Annotated in this window: 18 protein-coding genes and 2 tRNA genes; 10 read left to right on the top strand and 10 right to left on the bottom strand. The window is 50.1% G+C overall.

Annotated elements, in window-relative coordinates; all coding sequences use genetic code 11:
• Positions 1 to 5: 5 nt before the first annotated feature.
• The 7 genes from hisH to NFS22_RS08680 all read right to left on the bottom strand — a co-directional run bounded on the left by hisH (position 6) and on the right by NFS22_RS08680 (position 4,712).
• Positions 6 to 623, bottom strand: coding sequence for an imidazole glycerol phosphate synthase subunit HisH (gene hisH / locus NFS22_RS08710; protein WP_251317333.1), 618 nt, complete (start codon positions 621 to 623; stop codon positions 6 to 8).
• Positions 623 to 1,210: an imidazoleglycerol-phosphate dehydratase HisB gene (hisB, locus tag NFS22_RS08705; protein ID WP_251317332.1), complete on the bottom strand. Its 588-nt coding sequence runs from the start codon at positions 1,208 to 1,210 to the stop codon at positions 623 to 625. Before hisB ends, hisH begins: the two co-directional genes overlap by 1 nt.
• On the bottom strand, positions 1,203 to 2,279 hold the full coding sequence (gene hisC / locus NFS22_RS08700; RefSeq protein WP_251317331.1) for a histidinol-phosphate transaminase: 1,077 nt from the start codon (positions 2,277 to 2,279) through the stop codon (positions 1,203 to 1,205). The genes hisB and hisC overlap by 8 nt, the downstream gene beginning before the upstream one ends.
• Positions 2,276 to 2,908, bottom strand: a complete 633-nt coding sequence (gene hisG, locus NFS22_RS08695) for an ATP phosphoribosyltransferase (RefSeq protein WP_251317330.1) — start codon at positions 2,906 to 2,908, stop codon at positions 2,276 to 2,278. Before hisG ends, hisC begins: the two co-directional genes overlap by 4 nt.
• 6 nt (positions 2,909 to 2,914) lie before the next feature.
• Positions 2,915 to 3,979, bottom strand: a complete 1,065-nt coding sequence (locus tag NFS22_RS08690) for an ATP phosphoribosyltransferase regulatory subunit (RefSeq protein WP_251317329.1) — start codon at positions 3,977 to 3,979, stop codon at positions 2,915 to 2,917.
• Between the two features lie 213 nt (positions 3,980 to 4,192).
• Positions 4,193 to 4,390, bottom strand: a complete 198-nt coding sequence (locus NFS22_RS08685; RefSeq protein ID WP_251317328.1) for a hypothetical protein — start codon at positions 4,388 to 4,390, stop codon at positions 4,193 to 4,195.
• 1 nt (position 4,391) lies between these two features.
• Complete coding sequence (locus tag NFS22_RS08680) at positions 4,392 to 4,712, bottom strand: hypothetical protein (RefSeq protein ID WP_251317327.1); 321 nt, start codon at positions 4,710 to 4,712, stop codon at positions 4,392 to 4,394.
• A gap of 421 nt (positions 4,713 to 5,133) precedes the next feature.
• Between NFS22_RS08680 and NFS22_RS08675 the strand changes: the two genes are divergently transcribed.
• Together NFS22_RS08675 and NFS22_RS08670 are read left to right on the top strand one after the other, a co-directional pair.
• Positions 5,134 to 5,220, top strand: a tRNA-Leu gene (locus NFS22_RS08675).
• A 97-nt stretch (positions 5,221 to 5,317) separates the two neighbouring features.
• A tRNA-Met gene (locus tag NFS22_RS08670) sits at positions 5,318 to 5,393 on the top strand.
• A gap of 122 nt (positions 5,394 to 5,515) precedes the next feature.
• Here NFS22_RS08670 and NFS22_RS08665 read toward each other — a convergent pair.
• Together NFS22_RS08665 and NFS22_RS08660 are read right to left on the bottom strand one after the other, a co-directional pair.
• Complete coding sequence (locus tag NFS22_RS08665) at positions 5,516 to 6,673, bottom strand: tyrosine-type recombinase/integrase (RefSeq protein WP_251317326.1); 1,158 nt, start codon at positions 6,671 to 6,673, stop codon at positions 5,516 to 5,518.
• Positions 6,674 to 7,414: 741 nt separating this feature from the next.
• Entirely contained in the window at positions 7,415 to 8,317 is a 903-nt protein-coding gene (locus tag NFS22_RS08660; protein WP_251317325.1) for a LysR family transcriptional regulator, read from the bottom strand.
• A gap of 150 nt (positions 8,318 to 8,467) precedes the next feature.
• Here NFS22_RS08660 and NFS22_RS08655 point away from each other — a divergent pair, with 150 nt between their 5' ends.
• The 8 genes from NFS22_RS08655 (at position 8,468) to NFS22_RS08620 (ending at position 18,230) form a co-directional block, all read left to right on the top strand.
• On the top strand, positions 8,468 to 9,706 hold the full coding sequence (locus NFS22_RS08655) for an NAD/NADP octopine/nopaline dehydrogenase family protein (protein WP_251317324.1): 1,239 nt from the start codon (positions 8,468 to 8,470) through the stop codon (positions 9,704 to 9,706).
• 33 nt (positions 9,707 to 9,739) lie between these two features.
• The gene (locus tag NFS22_RS08650; protein WP_251317323.1) at positions 9,740 to 10,363 is read left to right on the top strand and encodes a glutamine amidotransferase-related protein; all 624 of its coding nucleotides are present in this window, start codon (positions 9,740 to 9,742) and stop codon (positions 10,361 to 10,363) included.
• A gap of 36 nt (positions 10,364 to 10,399) precedes the next feature.
• Positions 10,400 to 11,554, top strand: coding sequence for a M24 family metallopeptidase (locus NFS22_RS08645; protein ID WP_251317322.1), 1,155 nt, complete (start codon positions 10,400 to 10,402; stop codon positions 11,552 to 11,554).
• Positions 11,555 to 11,676: 122 nt separating this feature from the next.
• Positions 11,677 to 13,152 carry a sodium/proline symporter gene (locus tag NFS22_RS08640; protein ID WP_251317321.1) on the top strand — a complete coding sequence of 492 codons (1,476 nt, stop codon included), beginning with the start codon at positions 11,677 to 11,679 and terminating at the stop codon, positions 13,150 to 13,152.
• 80 nt (positions 13,153 to 13,232) lie between these two features.
• On the top strand, positions 13,233 to 14,579 hold the full coding sequence (locus tag NFS22_RS08635; protein WP_251317320.1) for an MmgE/PrpD family protein: 1,347 nt from the start codon (positions 13,233 to 13,235) through the stop codon (positions 14,577 to 14,579).
• Positions 14,580 to 15,391: 812 nt separating this feature from the next.
• Positions 15,392 to 16,075 (top strand): hypothetical protein, encoded by a 684-nt coding sequence (locus tag NFS22_RS08630; protein WP_251317319.1) that lies wholly within the window; start codon positions 15,392 to 15,394, stop codon positions 16,073 to 16,075.
• The gene (locus tag NFS22_RS08625; protein ID WP_251317318.1) at positions 16,068 to 17,399 is read left to right on the top strand and encodes a DNA adenine methylase; all 1,332 of its coding nucleotides are present in this window, start codon (positions 16,068 to 16,070) and stop codon (positions 17,397 to 17,399) included. The genes NFS22_RS08630 and NFS22_RS08625 overlap by 8 nt, the downstream gene beginning before the upstream one ends.
• Positions 17,400 to 17,942: 543 nt before the next feature.
• Positions 17,943 to 18,230, top strand: a complete 288-nt coding sequence (locus NFS22_RS08620; protein WP_251317317.1) for a helix-turn-helix domain-containing protein — start codon at positions 17,943 to 17,945, stop codon at positions 18,228 to 18,230.
• A gap of 439 nt (positions 18,231 to 18,669) precedes the next feature.
• On the opposite strand, the gene NFS22_RS08615 is transcribed toward NFS22_RS08620, so the two are convergent.
• Positions 18,670 to 19,245 (bottom strand): IS630 family transposase (locus NFS22_RS08615; RefSeq protein WP_251317316.1); only part of this gene is annotated, 576 nt, incomplete at its 5' end.

Raw genomic sequence — 19,245 nt, 5'->3', positions numbered from 1 at the left:
CCTCCTTATATTTTACAAAAAGCGCTTAAAATGTTCAGTCCAACCTGCCCGCTTTTCTCCGGGTGGAATTGGACGCCGTATATGTTGTCTCTGGCCACCGCCGCCGTCAGCTCCGGGCCGTACTCGGCGGTGGCAATGGTGTTTGCTTCACAGTCCGCCCCATAAAAGGAGTGGACAAAGTAGACGCAGTCCCCCTCACGGATGTGCCGGAACAGGGGGCTGACCGGCTTGTCCTTGGGAAAGTGCAGGGCGTTCCAGCCGATATGGGGCACCTTGTACTGTGCCGGCACCACCGGACGCATGGGCTGGACGGAGCCGGGGATCAGGCCCAGTCCCTGGTTCCGGCCATACTCCATGCTGTAGTCGAAGAGCAGCTGCATTCCCAGGCAGATGCCCAGCAGAGGCTTTCCCCGCGCCGCTTCCCGGAGGACCGCCCGGTCCAGGCCGGAGGCGCGCAGGGCTTCCGCCGCATCTCCAAAGGCCCCTACGCCGGGGAGGATAATCCGGTCCGCCCGGGCCAGAACACCCTCGTCTCCGGTGACAACCACCTCCGCCCCCGCCGCCTTGAGGGAACAGGTGAGGGAAAACAGGTTGCCCACCCCGTAATCCACAATGGCCAGCATCACAGCACCCCCTTGGTGGAGGGGATCTCCTGGGAAAACCGGGGATCAATGGACACAGCCGCCCCCAGGGAGCGGGCCAGACTTTTAAAGGCCCCCTCAATAATATGGTGGCTGTTTTCCCCGGCCAGCTGGGTAACGTGGATGGTCATATCCGACCGCCGGGCGAAGGCGATCAGGAACTCCTTGGTCAACTCAGTGTCGAAGGTCCCCACCTTTTCCGTGGGGATATTCAGCCCGCAGCACAGCATTCCTCTGCCGCTGATGTCCACGGCAGTGAGAATCAGGGCCTCGTCCATGGGCAGGGTGCAGGAGCCGTAGCGGACAATTCCCCGCTTGTCCCCCAGGGCCTGGGCAAAGGCGTCCCCCAGGCAGATGCCAATGTCCTCCACCGTGTGGTGGTCGTCCACATAGGTGTCTCCCTTGCAGGCGACGGTCAGGTCAAACCGGCCGTGGCGGGCGAAGAGGGTAAGCATGTGGTCCAGAAAGCCGCAGCCGGTGTCAATCTGGCTCACACCGGCGCCGTCCAGCTCCAGGGACAGGGTGATGTCTGTCTCCGCCGTCCTGCGGGTGAGCTCCGCTTTACGCATCAGCCCCCGCCCCCTTTACAATCTCCCGGACCTTTTCCAGGAAAATATCCATCTGCTCCCGGGTCCCAATGGTCACCCGGCACCAGTCTGCGATCCTGGCCTTGTCCCAGTGCCGCACCAGTACGCCCCTGGATTTCAGCTCCCAGTAGAGGGTTTTGCCGTCTACGCTCCTGCTGCGGGTGAAAATAAAGTTGGTCAGGCTTGGCAGGGTCTCAAAGCCCAGCCTGGCCAGCTGCTGGGTGGTGTAGGCCCGGTTGGCCTGGATTTTTTTGCTGTTTTCCACATAGTAGCCGTTGCTGTTCAGGGTGGCAATGGCGGCGGCCATGGTCAGGCGGTTGATGTTGTAGGAGTTGGTGGAGTATTTCATCTTGTCCAGGCCGGCAATCAGCCCCTCGCTGGCCAGGGCAAAGCCCAGCCGCCCGCCCGCCAGGGAACGGAACTTGGAAAAGGTCTGGCAGACCAGCAGATTGTCGTATGTTTCAATCAGAGGCAGACAGCTCTGGCCGCCAAAGTCGATATAGGCCTCATCAATCAGGACCACGTGGTTTGGATTGGTACGGACAATCTCCTCAATGCCGGCCACGGAAATGGCCCGCCCTGTGGGGGCGTTGGGGTTGGCGATGACTATGTTCCGGTTGAGCCCGCAGTAGTCCGCCGGGTCCAGGACAAAGCCCTCCCGAAGGGGAATCTCCCTGTAGGGCACCCGGTACAGGTTGGCGTAGACGGGGTAAAAGCCGTAGCTGATGTCGGGGAAGGCCACAGGGCGGGTCTCATCGCAGAAGGCCATAAAGGCGAAGGACAGCAGCTCGTCAGAGCCGTTGGACAGAAAGACATTGCCCGGCTTTACGCCGTACATGTCTGCCAGCCTTTCCCGCAGCACTTTGCCCTCCGGGTCGGGATAGAGGTTGAGCCGCCGCGTCTCGGCGGCGTTTACCGCCGAGAGCACCTCGGGGGAGGGGGGAAAGGGGGATTCGTTGGTGTTCAGCTTTACATACTCCATATCCTGGGGCTGCTCCCCAGGGACATAGGCCTCCAGGCCGTCGAAGCGGGAACTCATATACCGGCTCATTGGACCGCCTCCTTTTTCTGCTCGTCCACCCGCTGGCACAGCCGGGTGATCTCCTCATATTTAAACTTATAGCTCACCTTGTTGGCAATGAGCCGGGCACTGATGGGGACAATGGTCTCCTTGACCTCCAGGTCGTTTTCCAGCAAGGTCTTCCCCGTCTCCACAATGTCTACAATCACGTCGCTCAGCCCCAGAAGAGGGGCCAACTCAATAGAGCCGTGGAGCTTGATGATGTCAATGTCCCGGCTGAGGGCACTGTAGTAGCTCTTGGCAATTTTAGGGAACTTGGTGGCCACCCGCAGGGTCTGTTCCCGGCTCTCCCGGGCCCCCTTCTTCCCGGCTACACACATCCTGCACTTCCCCACGCCCAGGTCGGCCAGCTCATAGACCTGGGGCTGGTACTCCAGCAGAATGTCCTTTCCCGCAATGCCAATATCGGCGGCGGCCCGCTCCACATAGATGGCCACGTCGCTGGGCTTGACCCAGAAATACCGCACACCGGCCTGGGGATTTTCAAAGACCAGCTTCCGGTTCTCCTCCCGGATGGAGGGGCAGGGGTAGCCGGCCTCCTCCAAAATCTGGTAGACCCGCTCCCCCAGTCGGCCCTTAGGCAGGGCGATATTCATCATCTGCCCTCACCCCACCTTCCGTACCGCCCGGAAGGACAGCCCCTCCGGCCTCTGGCGCTCCACCCGGACGCTCTGGCCCCCCTGGCGGCAGCGCTCCGCCTCCTCCAGCACGGCGGGGACGGGAGTTTTGTCGTCGTAGAGCAGCAGCATGTCGGCGTCGTAGCGCTCCCGCGTCCCCTCCAGCCGCTCCAGCAGGTTCATATATACGGCAAAGCCAATGGCTCCGTCCCCCCGGCCCATCTGGTGGAGCAGATTGTCGTACCGCCCTCCGGACAAAACCCCGCTGGGCAGTCCGGGCAGATAGCCCCGGAAAATAAAGCCGTTGTAGTAGTCCATGTTGTTGACAATGGAGAAGTCCAGCCGCAGATGCCTCTCAGGGAGCAGGGAGCACACATCCCGCAGCTCGGCCAGGGCCAGCTCCATCCGTTCTCCCCGGACCATCTCCTCCAGCACAGGCAGCATCTGGGCGGGCGGGCCGTAGAGCGCGGTGAGCTGGCACAGATCCTCCGACGCCTCCGGGTCCAGCCCCAGTTCCCGGCAGTAGACTCCCAGAGCGGGGACGTTCTTCTCTTCCATGTGCTTCAAAAGTCCGGCCCGGCACTCCTCCGCCACCTGGGCGCTGTCCAGCAGTCCGGCTACAAAGCCCAGGTGGCTCACATCCAGCAGATAGTCGCCGCTGATTGTCTCCAGGCTTTTAGCAGCCAGCAGCAGCACCTCGCCCATAGCCACCAGGTCGATCTCCCCCACGCATTCCAGCCCGGTCTGCATGATCTCCCGAAATCCCCGGGTCATGGGGGAGGTGCGGTACACATTTTCGCAGTAATAGACCTTTTGCAGCCCCGCTCCCTCCTTGGCGTTTTTGACTATGGAGAGAGTCACATCCGGCTTTAAAGCCATCAGCCGCCCGTCCGCGTCGGTAAAGGTGAGGATGTCCTCACTGACCAGAAAGCTTTTGTTGTGGACATAGAGGTCGTAGGGCTCAAATTTGCTCATTTTGTATTGCGTGTATCCATAACGGCGGTACAGCTCCCGCAGCTGCTGTACCACCTGTTCGGTGCGCGATGGTTCCATGGTCTTCCTCCTCCCGCACTGCGTTTATCTGCCACAGAGGCGGCGGTGCGGTGCTTCTTTCATTTTACTTTATCATAGTAGTGCAATAGTTTGAAAAAGTCAACTGGGATTTTTAAAAAATATGCCCCAATATATGGAGCAAAAGGGCCGCAGTTTATCAAAAAAGACAAAATTGGGGGGCCGCCCCAAAGACGCCCCCCAATCATCGAAAAATTATAGCGCTGAGGACAGTTCCTTTTTGCGTGTATTCAATACCTTCCGCAGCTCCTTTTTTCTGGCGTCCAGGCCCTCGTCGTCAATGTGCCCCATCGCCCGGAGATATAAACGGATGGAGCTGACATGCTCAACTCGGGAATAGATGTCCTTGAGAATCGGGAACAGCTCGTCATGAGCCATGACGCAGGAGAGCATATTAGTATTGATTCATCATGGACACCATTTCCATGGCCGCATAGTAAAGCGCCTGGATATATTCCCCGTCGTCCGCGAAAACCTCCTTCTGCTTTGCCAGCCAGTAGAGCAGCATGGGCGCGTCGTTGTGCTCCGCCGCCACAACGGCGGGGTTTTCAATCGGTTTGGAGAACAGCAGGTTCCGCTCAATCTTCAGGCCCAGGGCCAGCAGCTGCTCCGCCTGCCGGGGAGTATGGGCCACTTTTAAGGCGTTCCCATGAATCCTGCTGGCCTCGTTTGTCCAATGGATATCCGCCTCCATATCGCTCAGGGCCATCGCCACCGGGAACCGGCCGCCAAGTACCGCATCAAGAAACAGATTTGAGCCCGACAGACACTTTGTATGGACAAGCTCAGGCATCTCCTTAATTTGAAGAATAATTTCCTCATCCGGTATGGTTTTATCCCTGAACTGGGCCTCGATTCTCAGAGGCCGCTTTTCTCAGCTCCAAGTCCGTCATTTTGCTTGTCTCCCTTTCAGCGCATGTAATGCTGCCCTTATTCTCTTTTAGTTACCAATTTATTCCGTTAAATTTATGCCGTTAAGTTTAGCACAGAATATAATCCCCCGCAAGCCCTTTTCGTGAAATTGCCGGGTTCCTCATCCATCTGCCATTTTTAAAGAGAATGTCGAAAAAATTTTCTTGACAGACAATCTGATTTGTGCTAGACTAGTCTAGCATCTAAGACCGGAAGCCACCCATGCCGGAGTGGCGGAATTGGCAGACGCCCGGGACTTAAAATCCCGTGGGAGCGATCCCGTGCCGGTTCGACCCCGGTCTCCGGCACCATATCGCGGGGTAGAGCAATTGGTAGCTCGTCGGGCTCATAACTCTTAGAGCTACCAATCCCTCCGGGGCAGCACCGGGGGACGCGAAAACTTAATAACGCGGGGTAGAGCAATTGGTAGCTCGTCGGGCTCATAACCCGGAGGTTGCAGGTTCAAGTCCTGTCCCCGCAACCAAAAGCCCTCGGATTTCCTTTGAAATCCGAGGGCTTTCACTGTTTTCCAGAACTTTTTCGTGCGCTTTATTTTTGCGGTTATTTTCTGACCCATATTTTGACCCATACGGGAACCTGGAGCGTTCAGGGCTGGAGAGCACCAGAGAGGACGCTGCCCATCGTTTTCGCCGCCTCCCGCTGTGCTGTCGTGGTCACATGGGCGTAAGTGTCCAGCGTGAAGCCCGCTGAGTAGTGCCCCAGCATCCCAGAGACCGTCTTGATGTCCACTCCGTTTTGCAGGGCTACTGTGGCAAATGTGTGTCTCAGGTCATGAAATCTCACTTTAGGCAGTCCTGCACGCTTTAGCACTCGGTGTAGCATCTGGATCACGCTGTCCGGCGAGATTGGTCCGCCTGTCGTGGACGGGAACACATACTCGCTGTCGCCGCATTTCTTCCTTTGCTCTTTCAGGATTCCTAGCGCGTCCGCTCCCAGGGAGATGGCGCGGTAGGAATTTTTTGTTTTCAGCGGGGCCTCCACCACCTCCCCATTGATTCTGGAGACCTGCCGCTGAACCCGGAGGGTGCCCTGCTCCAAATCAATATCCTCCCATTTCAGCCCGAGGAGTTCTCCCCGCCTCAGCCCCGTGGCCAGTTCGATATAGTACATCTCGAACACTCCGCTCTCCTTGGCTTCCCGCAGGAAGGAGGCCAGCTGCTCCACCGGGAGTGTCTTCATCTCCCGGTGCTCCAGCTTTGGCAGAGCACAGCCGTCTGTGGGGTTGACGGCTATCAGCTTCTGGCTCCTGGCGAAGTCCATTGCAGAGGAAATGACCTGGTGGATGTTCCGCACCGTCTTGGGGCTGAGGCCTTTCGGCTGCCCTTTGGTCTCAATTCGTTCTATTCTGCCTCTGGACAGCAGCTTTTTGTAGAGCTTTTGCAGATCCAGGGTGGTCAGTTTGTTCAGTTTGATGTTCCCGATGTTGGGCTTAATGTGATTGTCGATATAGCCCCGATAGGTCTGGTGGGAGGAGGGCCGCACTTTGATTTTGGCGTAATTTTCGAACCAGACGTCCATCCACTGCCCGACTGTGTACTGCGCCGCCTTGAGGGTATCTACCTCCGCATTTTCTTGGAGCGCCTGCTTCAGTTTCGTTTTTACCTCCGCCTGGGTCTTTCCGAGGACGTTTTTGTAGACGGTCTTACCGGTTTCCGGGTCCCGTCCGGCGGTGTAGCGGCCTTCCCATCGACCATCCGACCGCTTTCGGATACTGCCCTCGCCATTGGCTCTGCGTTTTGCCATTTGTATCACCTCCATTCAGCGACACAACATACCACAGCTCCGGTCCAATAGCCAGGGGATCGGGGTAGAGTTATCAGAAACTTATCATTTGCCGGGATGGGGTTCTCTTTGTTTCCTGCGTATCAAAATCTGCATACCACTTCGCCTTATTCTCTTTGGTAACGCTGGTGCAGTTCATGGCTGAATATTCCAACCTTTTGCTTTCTTTGAAAGTCGCTTACAAAGCCTCTACACATGGCTTTGATCTCCGGCTGGGACCTGGGGGCTGTCCCCCCAGCCAACCCGCACACAGCGGTCCACAGCGCGAAACGCGGGGGATTCACTGGGTTGTTGGTATCTTCCTTTTCTCTGCACTACACCGAAGTCTCAGATTCTTACCTTTGCGGCAAAGCCGGGAATTTTTTAGCTGAGCCGCTGTTGACCCCGCCGAATTCGTTGCCGCCGTAAGCGTCACGGCAAACAAGACGTCAAAGCGGGAGCTGGTCCCTGTATTTGACGTCACATGACCATTTGCACAGAAGTTCAGAAAAGATGATGATATTTCGCTAAAAGCCCCCGTATATCCGTTCCCCGGCCCGCACTGCGGGACGGTGTGAACCTGCGGGACGCCCACAAGGCGGCACGCATTTATCCTGCTTTCCTTTCGCCCCCTCGGTTAATCTCGTCGTTCGTTGCGATTGCCGAAGCCATTGGATACCACATATTGGCTGCACACTTCCTGGCATATTGAAGCGGTAAAATTTATGAAGATACCCCTGGAGCCATTTTTGACCATCGAACCAAATCTATAAGGCCTTCCATAAATGGCGCCATCCACTTTCCGCGGTGGTAAATGATTTGACTGAAATAAATTTGCGGTGCGACGTTGACGTTCAATTTTACCAGGGCACGGTTCTCTATATCGCGTCTGACTGAATATTCGGGAAGGAAAGACAGGCCCTCACTGCTTTTTAATATTTCAGCAATCGCTTTTGTGTTGTCCACCACCAGTGAATTTTTAGGCAGCATCCCGCAAGAATGCGCAAGGCTTTGCAGTTTTCGATAAACGATGCCGGAGCGCTCTGTCACGACCAGAGGATGCGAAAAAAATTCCTCCACGGTGATTTGCTCGTGACCGGCCAGTTCGTGGTTAGGGCCGGACACAAAAGCAAGCGTCTCCTCATGCTGATGGGCACAGAAAAAATCCGGATCAGAATTTAAGTCGTCAGACAGATAAACCATATCTAATTGGTTTAGCCTAAGCCACTTTAAGAGATCCTTTGTCCGGCCCATTTTAATTTGAATCTCAATATTGGGCCATTGGCGGGCATAATACGGCAATATATCGACCAACGTGCTGAACAACAGCGATTCCAAAACGCCCACACGCATAACACCGTGTATTTCCCTGGCCGACTTTCCTAACATGACAGATTGATGTATGCTTTCTAAAATCGAATCGGCATAGGAGCGAAATTCTTGGCCAAGAGAGGTCAAGTATATTTTTTTGCCAATTCGGTCAAACAGTGGAAATCCCAGTTCGCATTCCAACTGCTGGATCTGATTGCTGACGGTGGACTGCACATAGCCGAGTTCGGCCGCGGCTTTTGTAAAACTCTGTAAATCCGCTACTTTTGTAAATGCGCGAAGTGTGCGCTCATCCATAAGCCATCCTCCCGTTTAATCGAAAAATCAAATTACTATCATCTAATCTATTCGCTTTACAAATTGATATTAACACAATATACTGAATTTGTAAACAGACCAATGCCGTTATTCCCTAAAAATTGCAACTGTGAAAGGATGAAGTGAGCCATGAGTAAAATGGAGTATTTGAAGGACATGCCCGTCGCGGTACTGGGCGGGGGCGCCGTGGGCAAGACCTGCGCGGCTGACATGAAGCTGGCCGGCAAGGAGGTCCGCCTCTATGACGCCATGCCCTTCGCCGCCAGTTCCCTGAAGGACGTGGAAAAGACCGGTATCCTTCTGGATGGCGTTCAACGCAACAAGTACTGCTTTGAGCGCTCCGGGCGGGCCTTCTTCGACCTGGTGACCAGCGACATCGCCGCCGCCGTGAAGGGTGCGGGCCATATCGTCGTCGCTATGGGCTCCTGGGGCCACGAGGCCACCTTCCGGGCCCTGATCCCTCACCTGGAGGATGGTCAGGTGGTCAACGTCTTCGCCGACAACTTCGGCTGCCTGCTTCTGCGCCGCCTGATGCGTGAAATGGGCTGCACCAAGAAGGTCATCGTGGGCGGCTGGTCTTCCGCTCCCTATGGGACCCGAATCGAGTCCATCGGTAAGTTCCAGTTCCCCCATGTCAGCGCCAAGTACCGCGCCATCACCCTGCGGGGCGCGGCTCTTCCTATGAAAGACACCGATGACTTCCTGGAGGCTTCCAAGTATCTTCCTTGTATGGACGCTGTAACTCAAGGCGATGGTCCCTCCAAGGCCAACACCATCCTGGATGTTGACTTTGCCAACGTCAATCCCGTCATTCACGTTCCCGCCACTGTATTGGGCGTGTCCACCATGGAGAACTGGGGCGTTATCTTCTGCGGCCACGATAAGACCTCTTATTCCATGTATTCCCACGGCCTTTGCCCCTCCATCTGCGAGGTGCAGTATCAGTTCTACAATGAGGAGATTGCCCTGGCCAAAGCCATCGGCGTGGGTTGTCCTGAGTACAAGTATGAGATGTTCTTCTCTCGCCGCAGCGTGCTGACCCAGGAGTACATGGGCCTGGACGAGAACGGCAACGACAATGTGGTCTTCCCGCTGGATCAGCCCTCCAACGAGGGCAACACCGGCCCCAACACCATCCATCACCGTTACATGACCGAGGATGTGCCCATCGGCTGCAAGATCTACCACGACCTGGGCGTGCAGTACGGTGTGCCCACTCCTATCATCGACTCCATGATTGTCCTGGCCGGCGCCATGCACAAAAAGAGTTTCTTTGAGGACAGCCGCTACACCCTGGACTATCTGGGCATTGGCAATATGTCCAAGGAGAATCTGCTGGCTTATTTGAATGAGGGCGTGCTGGCCTGAGTTTTCAAACACTTGACCAAACAGGAGGAAGTTATGAGCCACGTTTTATTGGTCAATAATGAACGTGACGCTGATGATATGGGTTGGATTCCCTATCTCAGGCGCGCGTTGGAGCGGGCGCAGCCCGGTATTGAAGTGACTGTGATTCATCACAGTCAGCTCAATGAAGAAACTGTACAGAAGATTGCTCCTACACACACAGTCCTTTATGGACGCGTGACCCATCACTGGTCCATGGAGGAGATTCTCTCCTCCTACAGCTCTGAGCTGGAGTATCTCCGCCATGTCACCGCTCCCACTCTGGGTATCTGCGCAGGACATCAACTGCTGGGCATCGCTAATGGCAGCGGAATGGATAAAATGATACCCTGTGATGACATTGACATTGTGGAATCCGGTTTCATCCGCATTTTTGAGGATAACAAGTGTCCTCTCTTCCAGGGGCTGGAATCCCCGTTCTTTTGTAACTGTATGCACCGGGATGAGATAAAGAGAATCCCAGAGGGCTTTGAGCGAGTTGCCTACGGCGATGTGTGCCAAATCCATGGCATACAGAAAAAGGGATCTCCCGTCTTTGGTCTGCAGTTCCACCCCGAGTGGGCTAACGAACAGTTCGGTGCTGGACAGACGATTTTGAAAAATTATTTAAATCTTTAATAAGATAGACATTATTTTGTAAAGGAGTAAAAATTTATGTTTAATCGTATGCAGTCTAAGGTTAAAGACCTGCAAAAGAGCATGACTGAACAAAACATTGATGTGGTTTTGGTTATGGATCCCGACAGCGTGTACTACTTTACCGGCATCCATGATTATCTGGGTATGGATTTTGGCCGCCCCACCATTGCGATTATTCCGCAGGAAGGTGAGATTAGTGTGGTCATCCCCAGCTTGGAGCAGAACATGGGGCGGGCCATGACTTGGGTTGAAAGGCTTCTGCCCTGGACCGACGGGATCGGTGAGGAGTGGCGTGGCTACATTAAGGATGCGGTCCGCGGCAAGAAGACTGTGGGCCTGGAGGTCCACAAGACCCATCCTGTGCTGGGCAGCTTTTTGGCAGAGCAGTTCCCGGAGGTTAAGGTTGTGGATGTATATGGCATCATGTGCCGTCAGCGAATGGTCAAGAGCCCTGATGAGATTGTCATTATGCGTAAGGCCGGTCAGGTAGCTGTGGCCATGTGTCAGGCCGCCCGTGACTGCATTGCCGCCGGTGTACCTGAGTATGAGATCGCTCTGGCTATCATCAATGGCGGTACCCGTAAATATGCCGAATTGCTCGCTGAAGATCAGTCTGGTGTAAATGCGTTTTACTCTCCTATAACACATGATCTTCAGATCCTTCAGACCGGTCCCAATATGCACATGGTACACAAGCGTGCCAGCATTAAACCGGTAAATAAGGGAGATTCCGTCTATATGTGTTTCTGCAACCTGGCGGAGTTTAAGCAGATGAAGGTGGGGTTTGACCGGCAGTACTTCATTGGCAGCTGCACCAAGGAGGAGGAGAAGGTTTACTATCAGGCGCTTGAAGGACAGAAGATTGCTCTGGAAATGATTCGTCCCGGCGTTAAGGCGTCTGATGTGCATAAAGCCTCTGCGCAGTACTATGCCGATCAGGGCTATGGCATTTGTTACCGTACCGGTCGCTCCGTTGGTTATTCCCGTCTGGAGAAGCCTGAGCTGCGGGTGGATGATGATACCATTCTGGAGGAGGGTATGACCTTTGCCGTAGACGGAGCCGTGTCTTTGGACAATGGTGTGGCTGGCCGTGTGGGCGACAGTATCGTGGTTACGAAAGACGGCTTTGAGTATCTCACCGTTATGGATAAGTCACTGCAGATTCTGTAAGGAGCTCCGAAGACGGGGTTTAGCGTCCTGCTTCACCCCGTCTTCAATTATTACCAGGCGATTAGAACAATGTTAAGAATGGAAGTGCTGTATTGTAAAAGATTGCATAAGGAGGATTTGATATGCTTTCTGGAATTAATGTAACCAATAGTTCGACGGTTATTGTTTTAGTGATTTATTTTGCCATCCTGCTTTCGATTGGCTTTGTTGCGGGTCGCCGAGTGAAAAATAGCGAAGATTTTGCGGTCGGGGGCCATAATGTGCCAGGATGGGCGGCGGCGCTCTCAGAGCGTGCCACTGATATGTCTGCGTATATGGCGCTGGGCTTGCCCGGCGGGATTTACCTGTCTGGTATGTTGGGGCTCTGGCCTGCAATCGGAAGTGTAATTGGTTCGGTGGCTGTGTGGTTTATGGTATCCGGACAAATGCGGAAGGATGCGGAAAAATTAGGTGCCAATACCTATGTGGATTGGTTGTCCAAACGGTTTCCAGATCAGAGCAATCGGATCCGGCTTGTTGGTGGCATTATTATTTTGTTTTTCTTTACAGTTTATGTTGCGGCTCAGTTTTTGGGAGGAGGAAGCACACTGAATTCCCTTTTGGGAATCAATCCTCTAACCGGGCTGTTTATTACAGTGGCTATTGTCATCCCGTATACTCTATATGGGGGATTCGGTAGCGTAGTATATACGGATTGTCTGCAAGCTATTGTCCTTTTTTCTATGCTCGTTTGCGTGCCCGGAGCAGCAATTATCGAAATGGTAACAAATCCAGACGCAGTCTACGCTGCTACAATTGCTGAGGCAATGACTAAAGCTCCAGAGGGATATTTTGATATGTTTGGCGGTGCCAGAGGATTAGCGGCCGGTATGGTTTTCGGCAACGGTTTTTCCTGGTGCTGGGCTTATCTGGGCGGTTTGCCTCAACTTAATACGCGGTATATTTGTATTCGAGATCAGAAAAATTTTAAATTGGGGCGTTTTATTTCTGTGAGTTACATTCTGGTGGCTTATATTGGTGCGATCCTTATTGGCTTGTTAGGCTTCTTTATTCTGGGTCCCAATTTGGATAATCCTGAGCAGGTAACTCCGTTGCTGACCATGCGTCTGATGCCCCCTGTTTTGGCGGCTGTTTTTACTACCGGAATTATTGCCGCCATGATTTCCACCGCTGATTCTGTTTTAGTACTGGCTTCCAGCGAGGTATCGGAAAATATAATTAAGCCCAGAATAAAAAATGGAGAATTGGATGGAAAGCAGATGCTCTTTATTTCTCGGGCGGTCACGATAATAATTGCGATTATTGCAGTTATTTTGACATTTGTAGTATCTGGTGAATTAATCAGTGTAATTATTAGCTGGGTATGGGCCGGCTTAGGTTCTCCCTTTGCTGTATGCTCTATGCTGACGCTGTATTGGAAGAAATATACCGGAAAGGCTGCTTTGTGCACTATTACTGTAGGGCTAGTATTTACTGTTGCTTGGATCGTCAGCGGAATGGATGCCATTGCCTCTTCTCTGTGGGTCGGTGTAGTCGCGTCGTTGATTGCCGCGGTGGTCTCCACTTATTTGACACAGCCGAAAGCTGGGGAAAAATAAATGTTCCTCTGTCCAAAAACGAGGAGAAGGACGATAGCCATATTTATATTTCTGTCTAAGTGAAAAGTGAGGTGTATATTATGGATTTTATCACCGATTATAGACTGGAAGACTACATTCTCAACACCACATGGGAAGACCTCCCCGCCAAGGTTCAAGAGCGCGCCATTGTCTGCGGTATTGATTTAATGATCGCCCTGCTGTTGGGCAGCAAGGGGCAGCAGTTCCAGGCGGGTATCCGCATTGCTCAGACTTACTATAAGGGCGGCAATCTTCCTGTTGTGGGCAGTGACAAGAATTTTGGCCTGTTAGGCGCTGTAGTAGCCATGTCTCATGCGTCAAACTCCTTTGATATTGATGATGGCCATAATATGATTAAGGGGCACCCCGGAACATCTTTCGTGGCTGGTGTACTGGCTGCGGCGCTGGAGGAAAATGTCACCTACCGGGAGTATCTCACCACCTTGGTAGTCTGCTATGAGGCGGCGATCCGCTGTGGTTTGGCAGTGCAGGATCACTATCAATATCTCCACAGCACTGGCACATATGGCGCATTTGGTACCGCCGCAGGAATGGGACGTTTGCTGGGATTTACGCAGGAACAGATGAACAATGCTTTATCTATGGCTGAGTTTCATGCTCCTCTTACCCCGGTAATGCGATCGGTCCAGTATCCTTCCATGAACAAAGACGGCGTACCTTTTGGCGCTTTAGTAGGTGCAGAGGCAGCGCTGGAAACCCTGGAAGGCAGCACCGCCCGTGGATACTTGCTGGAAACTCCGGAGTACCAGAAGCACTTGGATTCCTTGGGCAAGATTTACGAGATTATGAATCTCTATTTCAAGCCCTTTACCTGCTGCCGCTGGGCTCATCAGCCCATACAAGCCTGTATCGACCTTATGAAAGCCTATACCTTCACACACGAGGATGTGGAGCGGGTCTGCGTGCATACCTTTGATTCGGCTGCACAGCTAAGCAAAATGAAACCTCGAACAACAGATGAAGCCCAGTACAACATTGCCTGGCCGGTGGCATCTGCATTGGTTTATGGAGATGTGGGCATAGATCAGGTTATAGAGCCTGCGCTCAATAATCAGTGTGTGCTGGATATGATGCGGCGGCTTTCCTTTGTAGTTGATCCTGAAATGGAAGCTCAGTTTCCTGAAAAACGGCTTGCATGGGTGGAAATCAAACTGAAGGATGGCAATAATCTTAAATCTCAGGTCTATGCGGCCCCCGGAGAACACACGGACCATGTAGATTTGGAATGGATAAGAAATAAGTTTTACCTCCGAAGTTCATCTATTTTGACTCCAGACCAACAGGATCATTTGCTTGTAATGCTGGAACGTGATTTGGATACTCCCATTGGGAACATCATAACTGTGATTAATCAAATGTTATGCATTTCGGATAAGATTTCTTGATTACTTGCCGCTAATTAGACTCCCGACATATGATTTTGCATTTTCTGATCCTCCTTCTTTGGGGACTGTGGATGCAGGGGTTTTTCCAGTTCCTTGATCCTCGGGACCTCTCCTTTGTTTTCTCCATGACAATTTTTGAGCTGCCAATGCCTTCTGACCCATAACTTGACCCAGAACAGGAAAAAATCAATGGAGACAACGGAACAAAAATGTCGGGAAAGCATTTCAATCTGGATGAAATAGGCTCCGAAAGCGCTGGAAACGTCTAAACCGGACTTCGGAGCGCAGCTCATAACCCGGAGGTTGCAGGTTCAAGTCCTGTCCCCGCAACCAGTGAAAAGAAGGTAGAGACGTCTAATCTCTATCTTCTTTTTTGTTGTTTTATACTATATATTGTGCGATACCTCAATTTTGAAACGATATACAGTATTTTTCTGATGGATGGAGCGATTAGGAATAGTTGAGACTAATTGGAAGCATTTGGTATTACTATTGATAAGTGTTGAGTACTATAGGTAAGTGTTGGGGAAAAGTTTCACTTTATTCTCACCTGTGTGCAAATAGGGCGAGGGGGGAATGGAAAAAATTAGGGCTTGACAATCGCAGTTAATTTTGCTATCTTAATTATATAGGTCAGTTTGTTTAGCGGTTGTAACCAATGTAACCGCATTAACCGCTGTAACCATTATATTATTTTTGTGAAGATACTTGCTTGATTAAAGCGAGTATCTTTTTCGTTTTATATAGACAAAAATCTTTCTATATGTTACATTTAATACAGTTACCCGATACATAAAATGGAGGGCTGTATTATGGCAGGAAAAGAAGATAAGAAGAATGTAGTTTGGATATTTGATAGGCAAACAGGTGTAATGAGTGTTGATGTAAATAAAAGCAATAAGGCTGATATTGAGGCAAGGTTTTCTTTTAAGCTGGAAGTTTATAAGGACAGTGAAACTCATGTCGAAAGCATGAAGATTACCAACTTTAAAGACAGAAACGAGAATGGCTCCATTGTTACATCTATTGTTGATTTGGGCCGAGATATTAAGGACTTTAAAAGGTTCGGCGTAGTGATGGGAGACACATATTATAGAGATTTGGCCCGCAGGATTGAGGAAGAATATGTTAATATTGAAGTTAGTACAGTAACTTTTGCAACAGGTGACACCCGGTATAGTGATTTCCTTGGAGAAGTCAAGGAGTTTTTTATAGGCAGTACAGAATACATTTCAGATGATTTCTGTTATGTACCTGTAAATATGTTTAATGAACTTTTTACTGACTGTGGATATAGTGAATATGAAATGAAAAACTTGCGCACGCAGCTTGCGCAGGGTGGATATATTCATGTGGTGTCTGGACGTTATGCAATATTAAAACGATTATCAAACAAGCCGGAAAGAGTAGTTGCTTTTTATAGAGAAAAGTTAGGCATTACACTGCCAATTAAGCAGGAGAAGCGAAAAAAAGTTAAGGGTGACGGGGATGAATAAGCGGGACACTATTTCGATTGCACCATACTACGGCGGTAAGGGTCGCATGGCTCATTTTATAGCTGACCGGCTTAATTATGATGATAGCGACATCTTTGTAACTCCGTTTGGTGGTATGTGCCGGGTGTTGTTAAATAAACCTCGTCATAAAGTCGAGTGTTATAATGATTACAGTGCGGGACTAACTGCTCTAATGCGCATACTGTCCGATCCGGTTAAGTCGATTGAATTTATACATAGGCTGGAAGATGAAACAGTATACAGTGAGGAAGAGTTTAATAAGCAGAAGGCTGTTTTTGACAGTGCAGAAGATGATTTAGAAGTACAGTCCAAAAAGAGATTACGACAGTTATTGATTGAGAAGAAAATAGTAGAACCTTATACTGCAAATAATTTACTTGATGAAATATTGTGGCAAGCATACGAAATGGCGGAAAAAGCAGTTAATCCAAAACGGAAAACCCCACCTCATAAAATTGCGCCAGCAGTTCAGGAGAGTTTAACACGATTAAGGGAAGTATTGCAGGATGAAGAAGAGCAAGCAAAAGGAACCCCCTTTGAAGATCGTCGGCAGTTTCAAAAGGAATTGAAGAATTGTCTTGCTGACTGGGTAGAAGCGTATCAGGTCAAGGAAAATACCGGGTTTTTGGAACGCTCTTCTGATTTGGGACTATATGTGTCTGACATGGATTTAGCCCTAGCTACTTATGTAGTGTTCCAACAGTCACGAGACGGAATGGGGCAAACGTGGAGCGCCGAGAAGTTTAAAACAAACGACCAGTACAAGCGGCAGATCGCTAAGTTGTTTGACTGTGCGGAAAGGTTGGAGGGCGTAGAAGTATATCAAATTGACGCTATGGCCTTTTTTAGACGCATGATGTTTGTAGATATAAATACTTCTTTTGGTGAACTTCCGCCAGCGTTTAGAGTTTTAAACGAGTGGATAAACAATCCAAGAGTTATGATGTACTGCGACCCATCATATATCAGCGTAGAAAAAGAAACGGAAATGCTGGAAGATATTGATGTTGACCATACACCACGTTTAGCTGACGCAATAAGACGGAAATACGACGGCAAAAAAATGCCTACGAATTTAGGTAAGGTATACGCAATGTCATTTGGATATGACGATCAGGAAAAGTTTTTGCGTTGTATTCAAAAGGCGAAATGCAGGATTTTGGTATCAAACTATGATTTACAGCTATACAACAAATATTTGAATGAGGAAACAGGCTGGCACCGGGAAGAATTTCATACGACTACAGGAGTAGGAAGTAAAAAAGATAATAAGCGTATAGAGGTTATTTGGTACAACTATTAAAAGAGCATAGATAAAGTAAAAAGTACTCACTTCTTGAAGTGGGTGCTTTTTTTATAGCTAGTTGATATTTATAGTAGATAAAAAAGAGAGGTGGTAATTACTAAAGCGTAGGGTGTTCTGGATGGCTCTGAAGGGGTTGGAAGGGACCGGAGGGGTAAGGGGTATGCTGAAGAAATGGAGAGGGCCAGAGGAGGCCAGAATGAGAAATAGAGGTGGTGACATGATGGAGGAGGGTTAAAGTTTATGGATTTTGCAAGGAATACAGTTAAGGGTTGCTGTGTTGAAAAAGTGGTATGCAGTAAGGAGGATTCAACAGTTAAATAAATTGGGGGTTAGAATAATAAAATGTAAAAAGCAGAAAATTAGTCATTCCGCTTTTGAAAAATTGAGAGTACGTCAACGAATACATGAAAGAAAAATTTCGTATGCAGTAGGGTGCAAAAATTGGGGTTTAGGAAGGATGGATTTTTTAAAAGTTGGGTAGAGCGTAAGTAGGATAAAATACTTGAAAAAATAAATAGTCTGTTTGGAGGAATAGAAACTATGGAATATAATTATAATGCTGGTGAAAGAGATGAATACCAAGACGAATTGGATGATATGCTTTTACAACAACATATGGACGAGGTAGCAGAGGAAAAGTCGTTCAAGGATATTCCTAAACATGGTTATCAAACTCCGGCATATAAAAAGAGAATCGACAATATGGAAATTCTGAAACTTTATAGGAGAGGTTACTCTATTAGGAAAACTGCAAAAGCCCTTTCTTGTTCGCCTAGTACTGTTAGACTTCGGTTGCAAGCTTTAATTCGCACAGGTATGATAACCTAATCACAAAAAGATGTACTTACAACTAAACTTGTGAAACAATATCGTTGATATGTATAACATTTTTGTTTGAGATGGAGAGCATTAAAATTAAAAAATTTAAACCTGCCCCAACGCCACAAAAACATTAAATAAAAGAAGATAAATCAACATATGCCCAAAAATAAAGGTCTTTGATAATCTGTAATGTACTGGGGCTAAGATTTTTAATAGTTCCCCAAAAAATAGAGAGGACACCTACTATATTAGTTGGTGTCCTTTTAATTATGAATATGCTATTGACGGAGTTAGTATCATGCGGTAAAATGAGAATACGAGGTAACGGGTAGTGCGGGCAGGGATAGAGGGTTGCCGCCCCCTATCCCCTGTGCAGGATGTTCGGGCCATCCATACACAACTGTGTTAACAGCACCACATACCTAGTACTCTACCAAGTTAGGAATTAGAAGATGATAGGGTATAGTTTTCTGAGTTTGCACCTGGCGTCATCAGAGGAAAATCTCCAACGGACAGTAGAGCAAACGGAGTTTCTGTACATCGCCCATGCGTTGACCTGGCGCTGCATAGTCTCGAAAGAAGATAAGGCTTGAGACAGGCACTGTCTGGAAAGGATACCAATTTCAATCTCTGCCATATTCAGCCAGGAGGCGTGAATGGGAGTGTAGTGAATTTCCAACCGCTGTATGATCCGTCTGGCCTGAGCAGGATCAAAAGCTTTATACAAGGACGCAATCGAGTGAATGTTCAAATTGTCCATGACCAGCACAATTTTTTCACAATGGCTGTAATGGACATCCACCAGTTCATGCAGAAAATGGGCAAAATCTACTGCAGTTCTAGTGTGTGTAAGTTTCACAACCCTTTTGCAGGCCAGCGGTTCAAAGGCAACAAACAAATCCACCACGCCACAGCGGCGGTACTCGTAATCTTCCCGTTCCACACTTCCTGGTTTTGCTGGGATGCGCTGTTTCTCAACCAGCTGCCGGTTTGTTTCATCCAGGCAGACTACCGGGCGCAA

The sequence above is a fragment of the Flintibacter muris genome (assembly GCF_943192995.1).
Classification (GTDB): Bacteria; Bacillota; Clostridia; order Oscillospirales; family Oscillospiraceae; genus Lawsonibacter; species Lawsonibacter muris.
This window is presented reverse-complemented; position numbering and strand designations above follow the sequence as displayed.

What these genes read in the sequence shown, in the direction of transcription:
- NFS22_RS08620 (WP_251317317.1), top strand. Translation starts at nt 17,943, where the DNA reads ATGGAATATAATTATAATGCTGGTGAAAGAGATGAATACCAAGACGAA.
- NFS22_RS08635 (WP_251317320.1), top strand. Translation starts at nt 13,233, where the DNA reads ATGGATTTTATCACCGATTATAGACTGGAAGACTACATTCTCAACACC.
- hisC (WP_251317331.1), bottom strand. Translation starts at nt 2,279, where the DNA reads ATGAGCCGGTATATGAGTTCCCGCTTCGACGGCCTGGAGGCCTATGTC.
- NFS22_RS08630 (WP_251317319.1), top strand. Translation starts at nt 15,392, where the DNA reads ATGGCAGGAAAAGAAGATAAGAAGAATGTAGTTTGGATATTTGATAGG.
- NFS22_RS08665 (WP_251317326.1), bottom strand. Translation starts at nt 6,673, where the DNA reads ATGGCAAAACGCAGAGCCAATGGCGAGGGCAGTATCCGAAAGCGGTCG.
- NFS22_RS08625 (WP_251317318.1), top strand. Translation starts at nt 16,068, where the DNA reads ATGAATAAGCGGGACACTATTTCGATTGCACCATACTACGGCGGTAAG.
- NFS22_RS08685 (WP_251317328.1), bottom strand. Translation starts at nt 4,390, where the DNA reads ATGCTCTCCTGCGTCATGGCTCATGACGAGCTGTTCCCGATTCTCAAG.
- NFS22_RS08640 (WP_251317321.1), top strand. Translation starts at nt 11,677, where the DNA reads ATGCTTTCTGGAATTAATGTAACCAATAGTTCGACGGTTATTGTTTTA.
- hisB (WP_251317332.1), bottom strand. Translation starts at nt 1,210, where the DNA reads ATGCGTAAAGCGGAGCTCACCCGCAGGACGGCGGAGACAGACATCACC.
- hisH (WP_251317333.1), bottom strand. Translation starts at nt 623, where the DNA reads ATGCTGGCCATTGTGGATTACGGGGTGGGCAACCTGTTTTCCCTCACC.
- NFS22_RS08645 (WP_251317322.1), top strand. Translation starts at nt 10,400, where the DNA reads ATGTTTAATCGTATGCAGTCTAAGGTTAAAGACCTGCAAAAGAGCATG.
- NFS22_RS08660 (WP_251317325.1), bottom strand. Translation starts at nt 8,317, where the DNA reads ATGGATGAGCGCACACTTCGCGCATTTACAAAAGTAGCGGATTTACAG.
- NFS22_RS08655 (WP_251317324.1), top strand. Translation starts at nt 8,468, where the DNA reads ATGAGTAAAATGGAGTATTTGAAGGACATGCCCGTCGCGGTACTGGGC.
- NFS22_RS08690 (WP_251317329.1), bottom strand. Translation starts at nt 3,979, where the DNA reads ATGGAACCATCGCGCACCGAACAGGTGGTACAGCAGCTGCGGGAGCTG.
- hisG (WP_251317330.1), bottom strand. Translation starts at nt 2,908, where the DNA reads ATGATGAATATCGCCCTGCCTAAGGGCCGACTGGGGGAGCGGGTCTAC.
- NFS22_RS08650 (WP_251317323.1), top strand. Translation starts at nt 9,740, where the DNA reads ATGAGCCACGTTTTATTGGTCAATAATGAACGTGACGCTGATGATATG.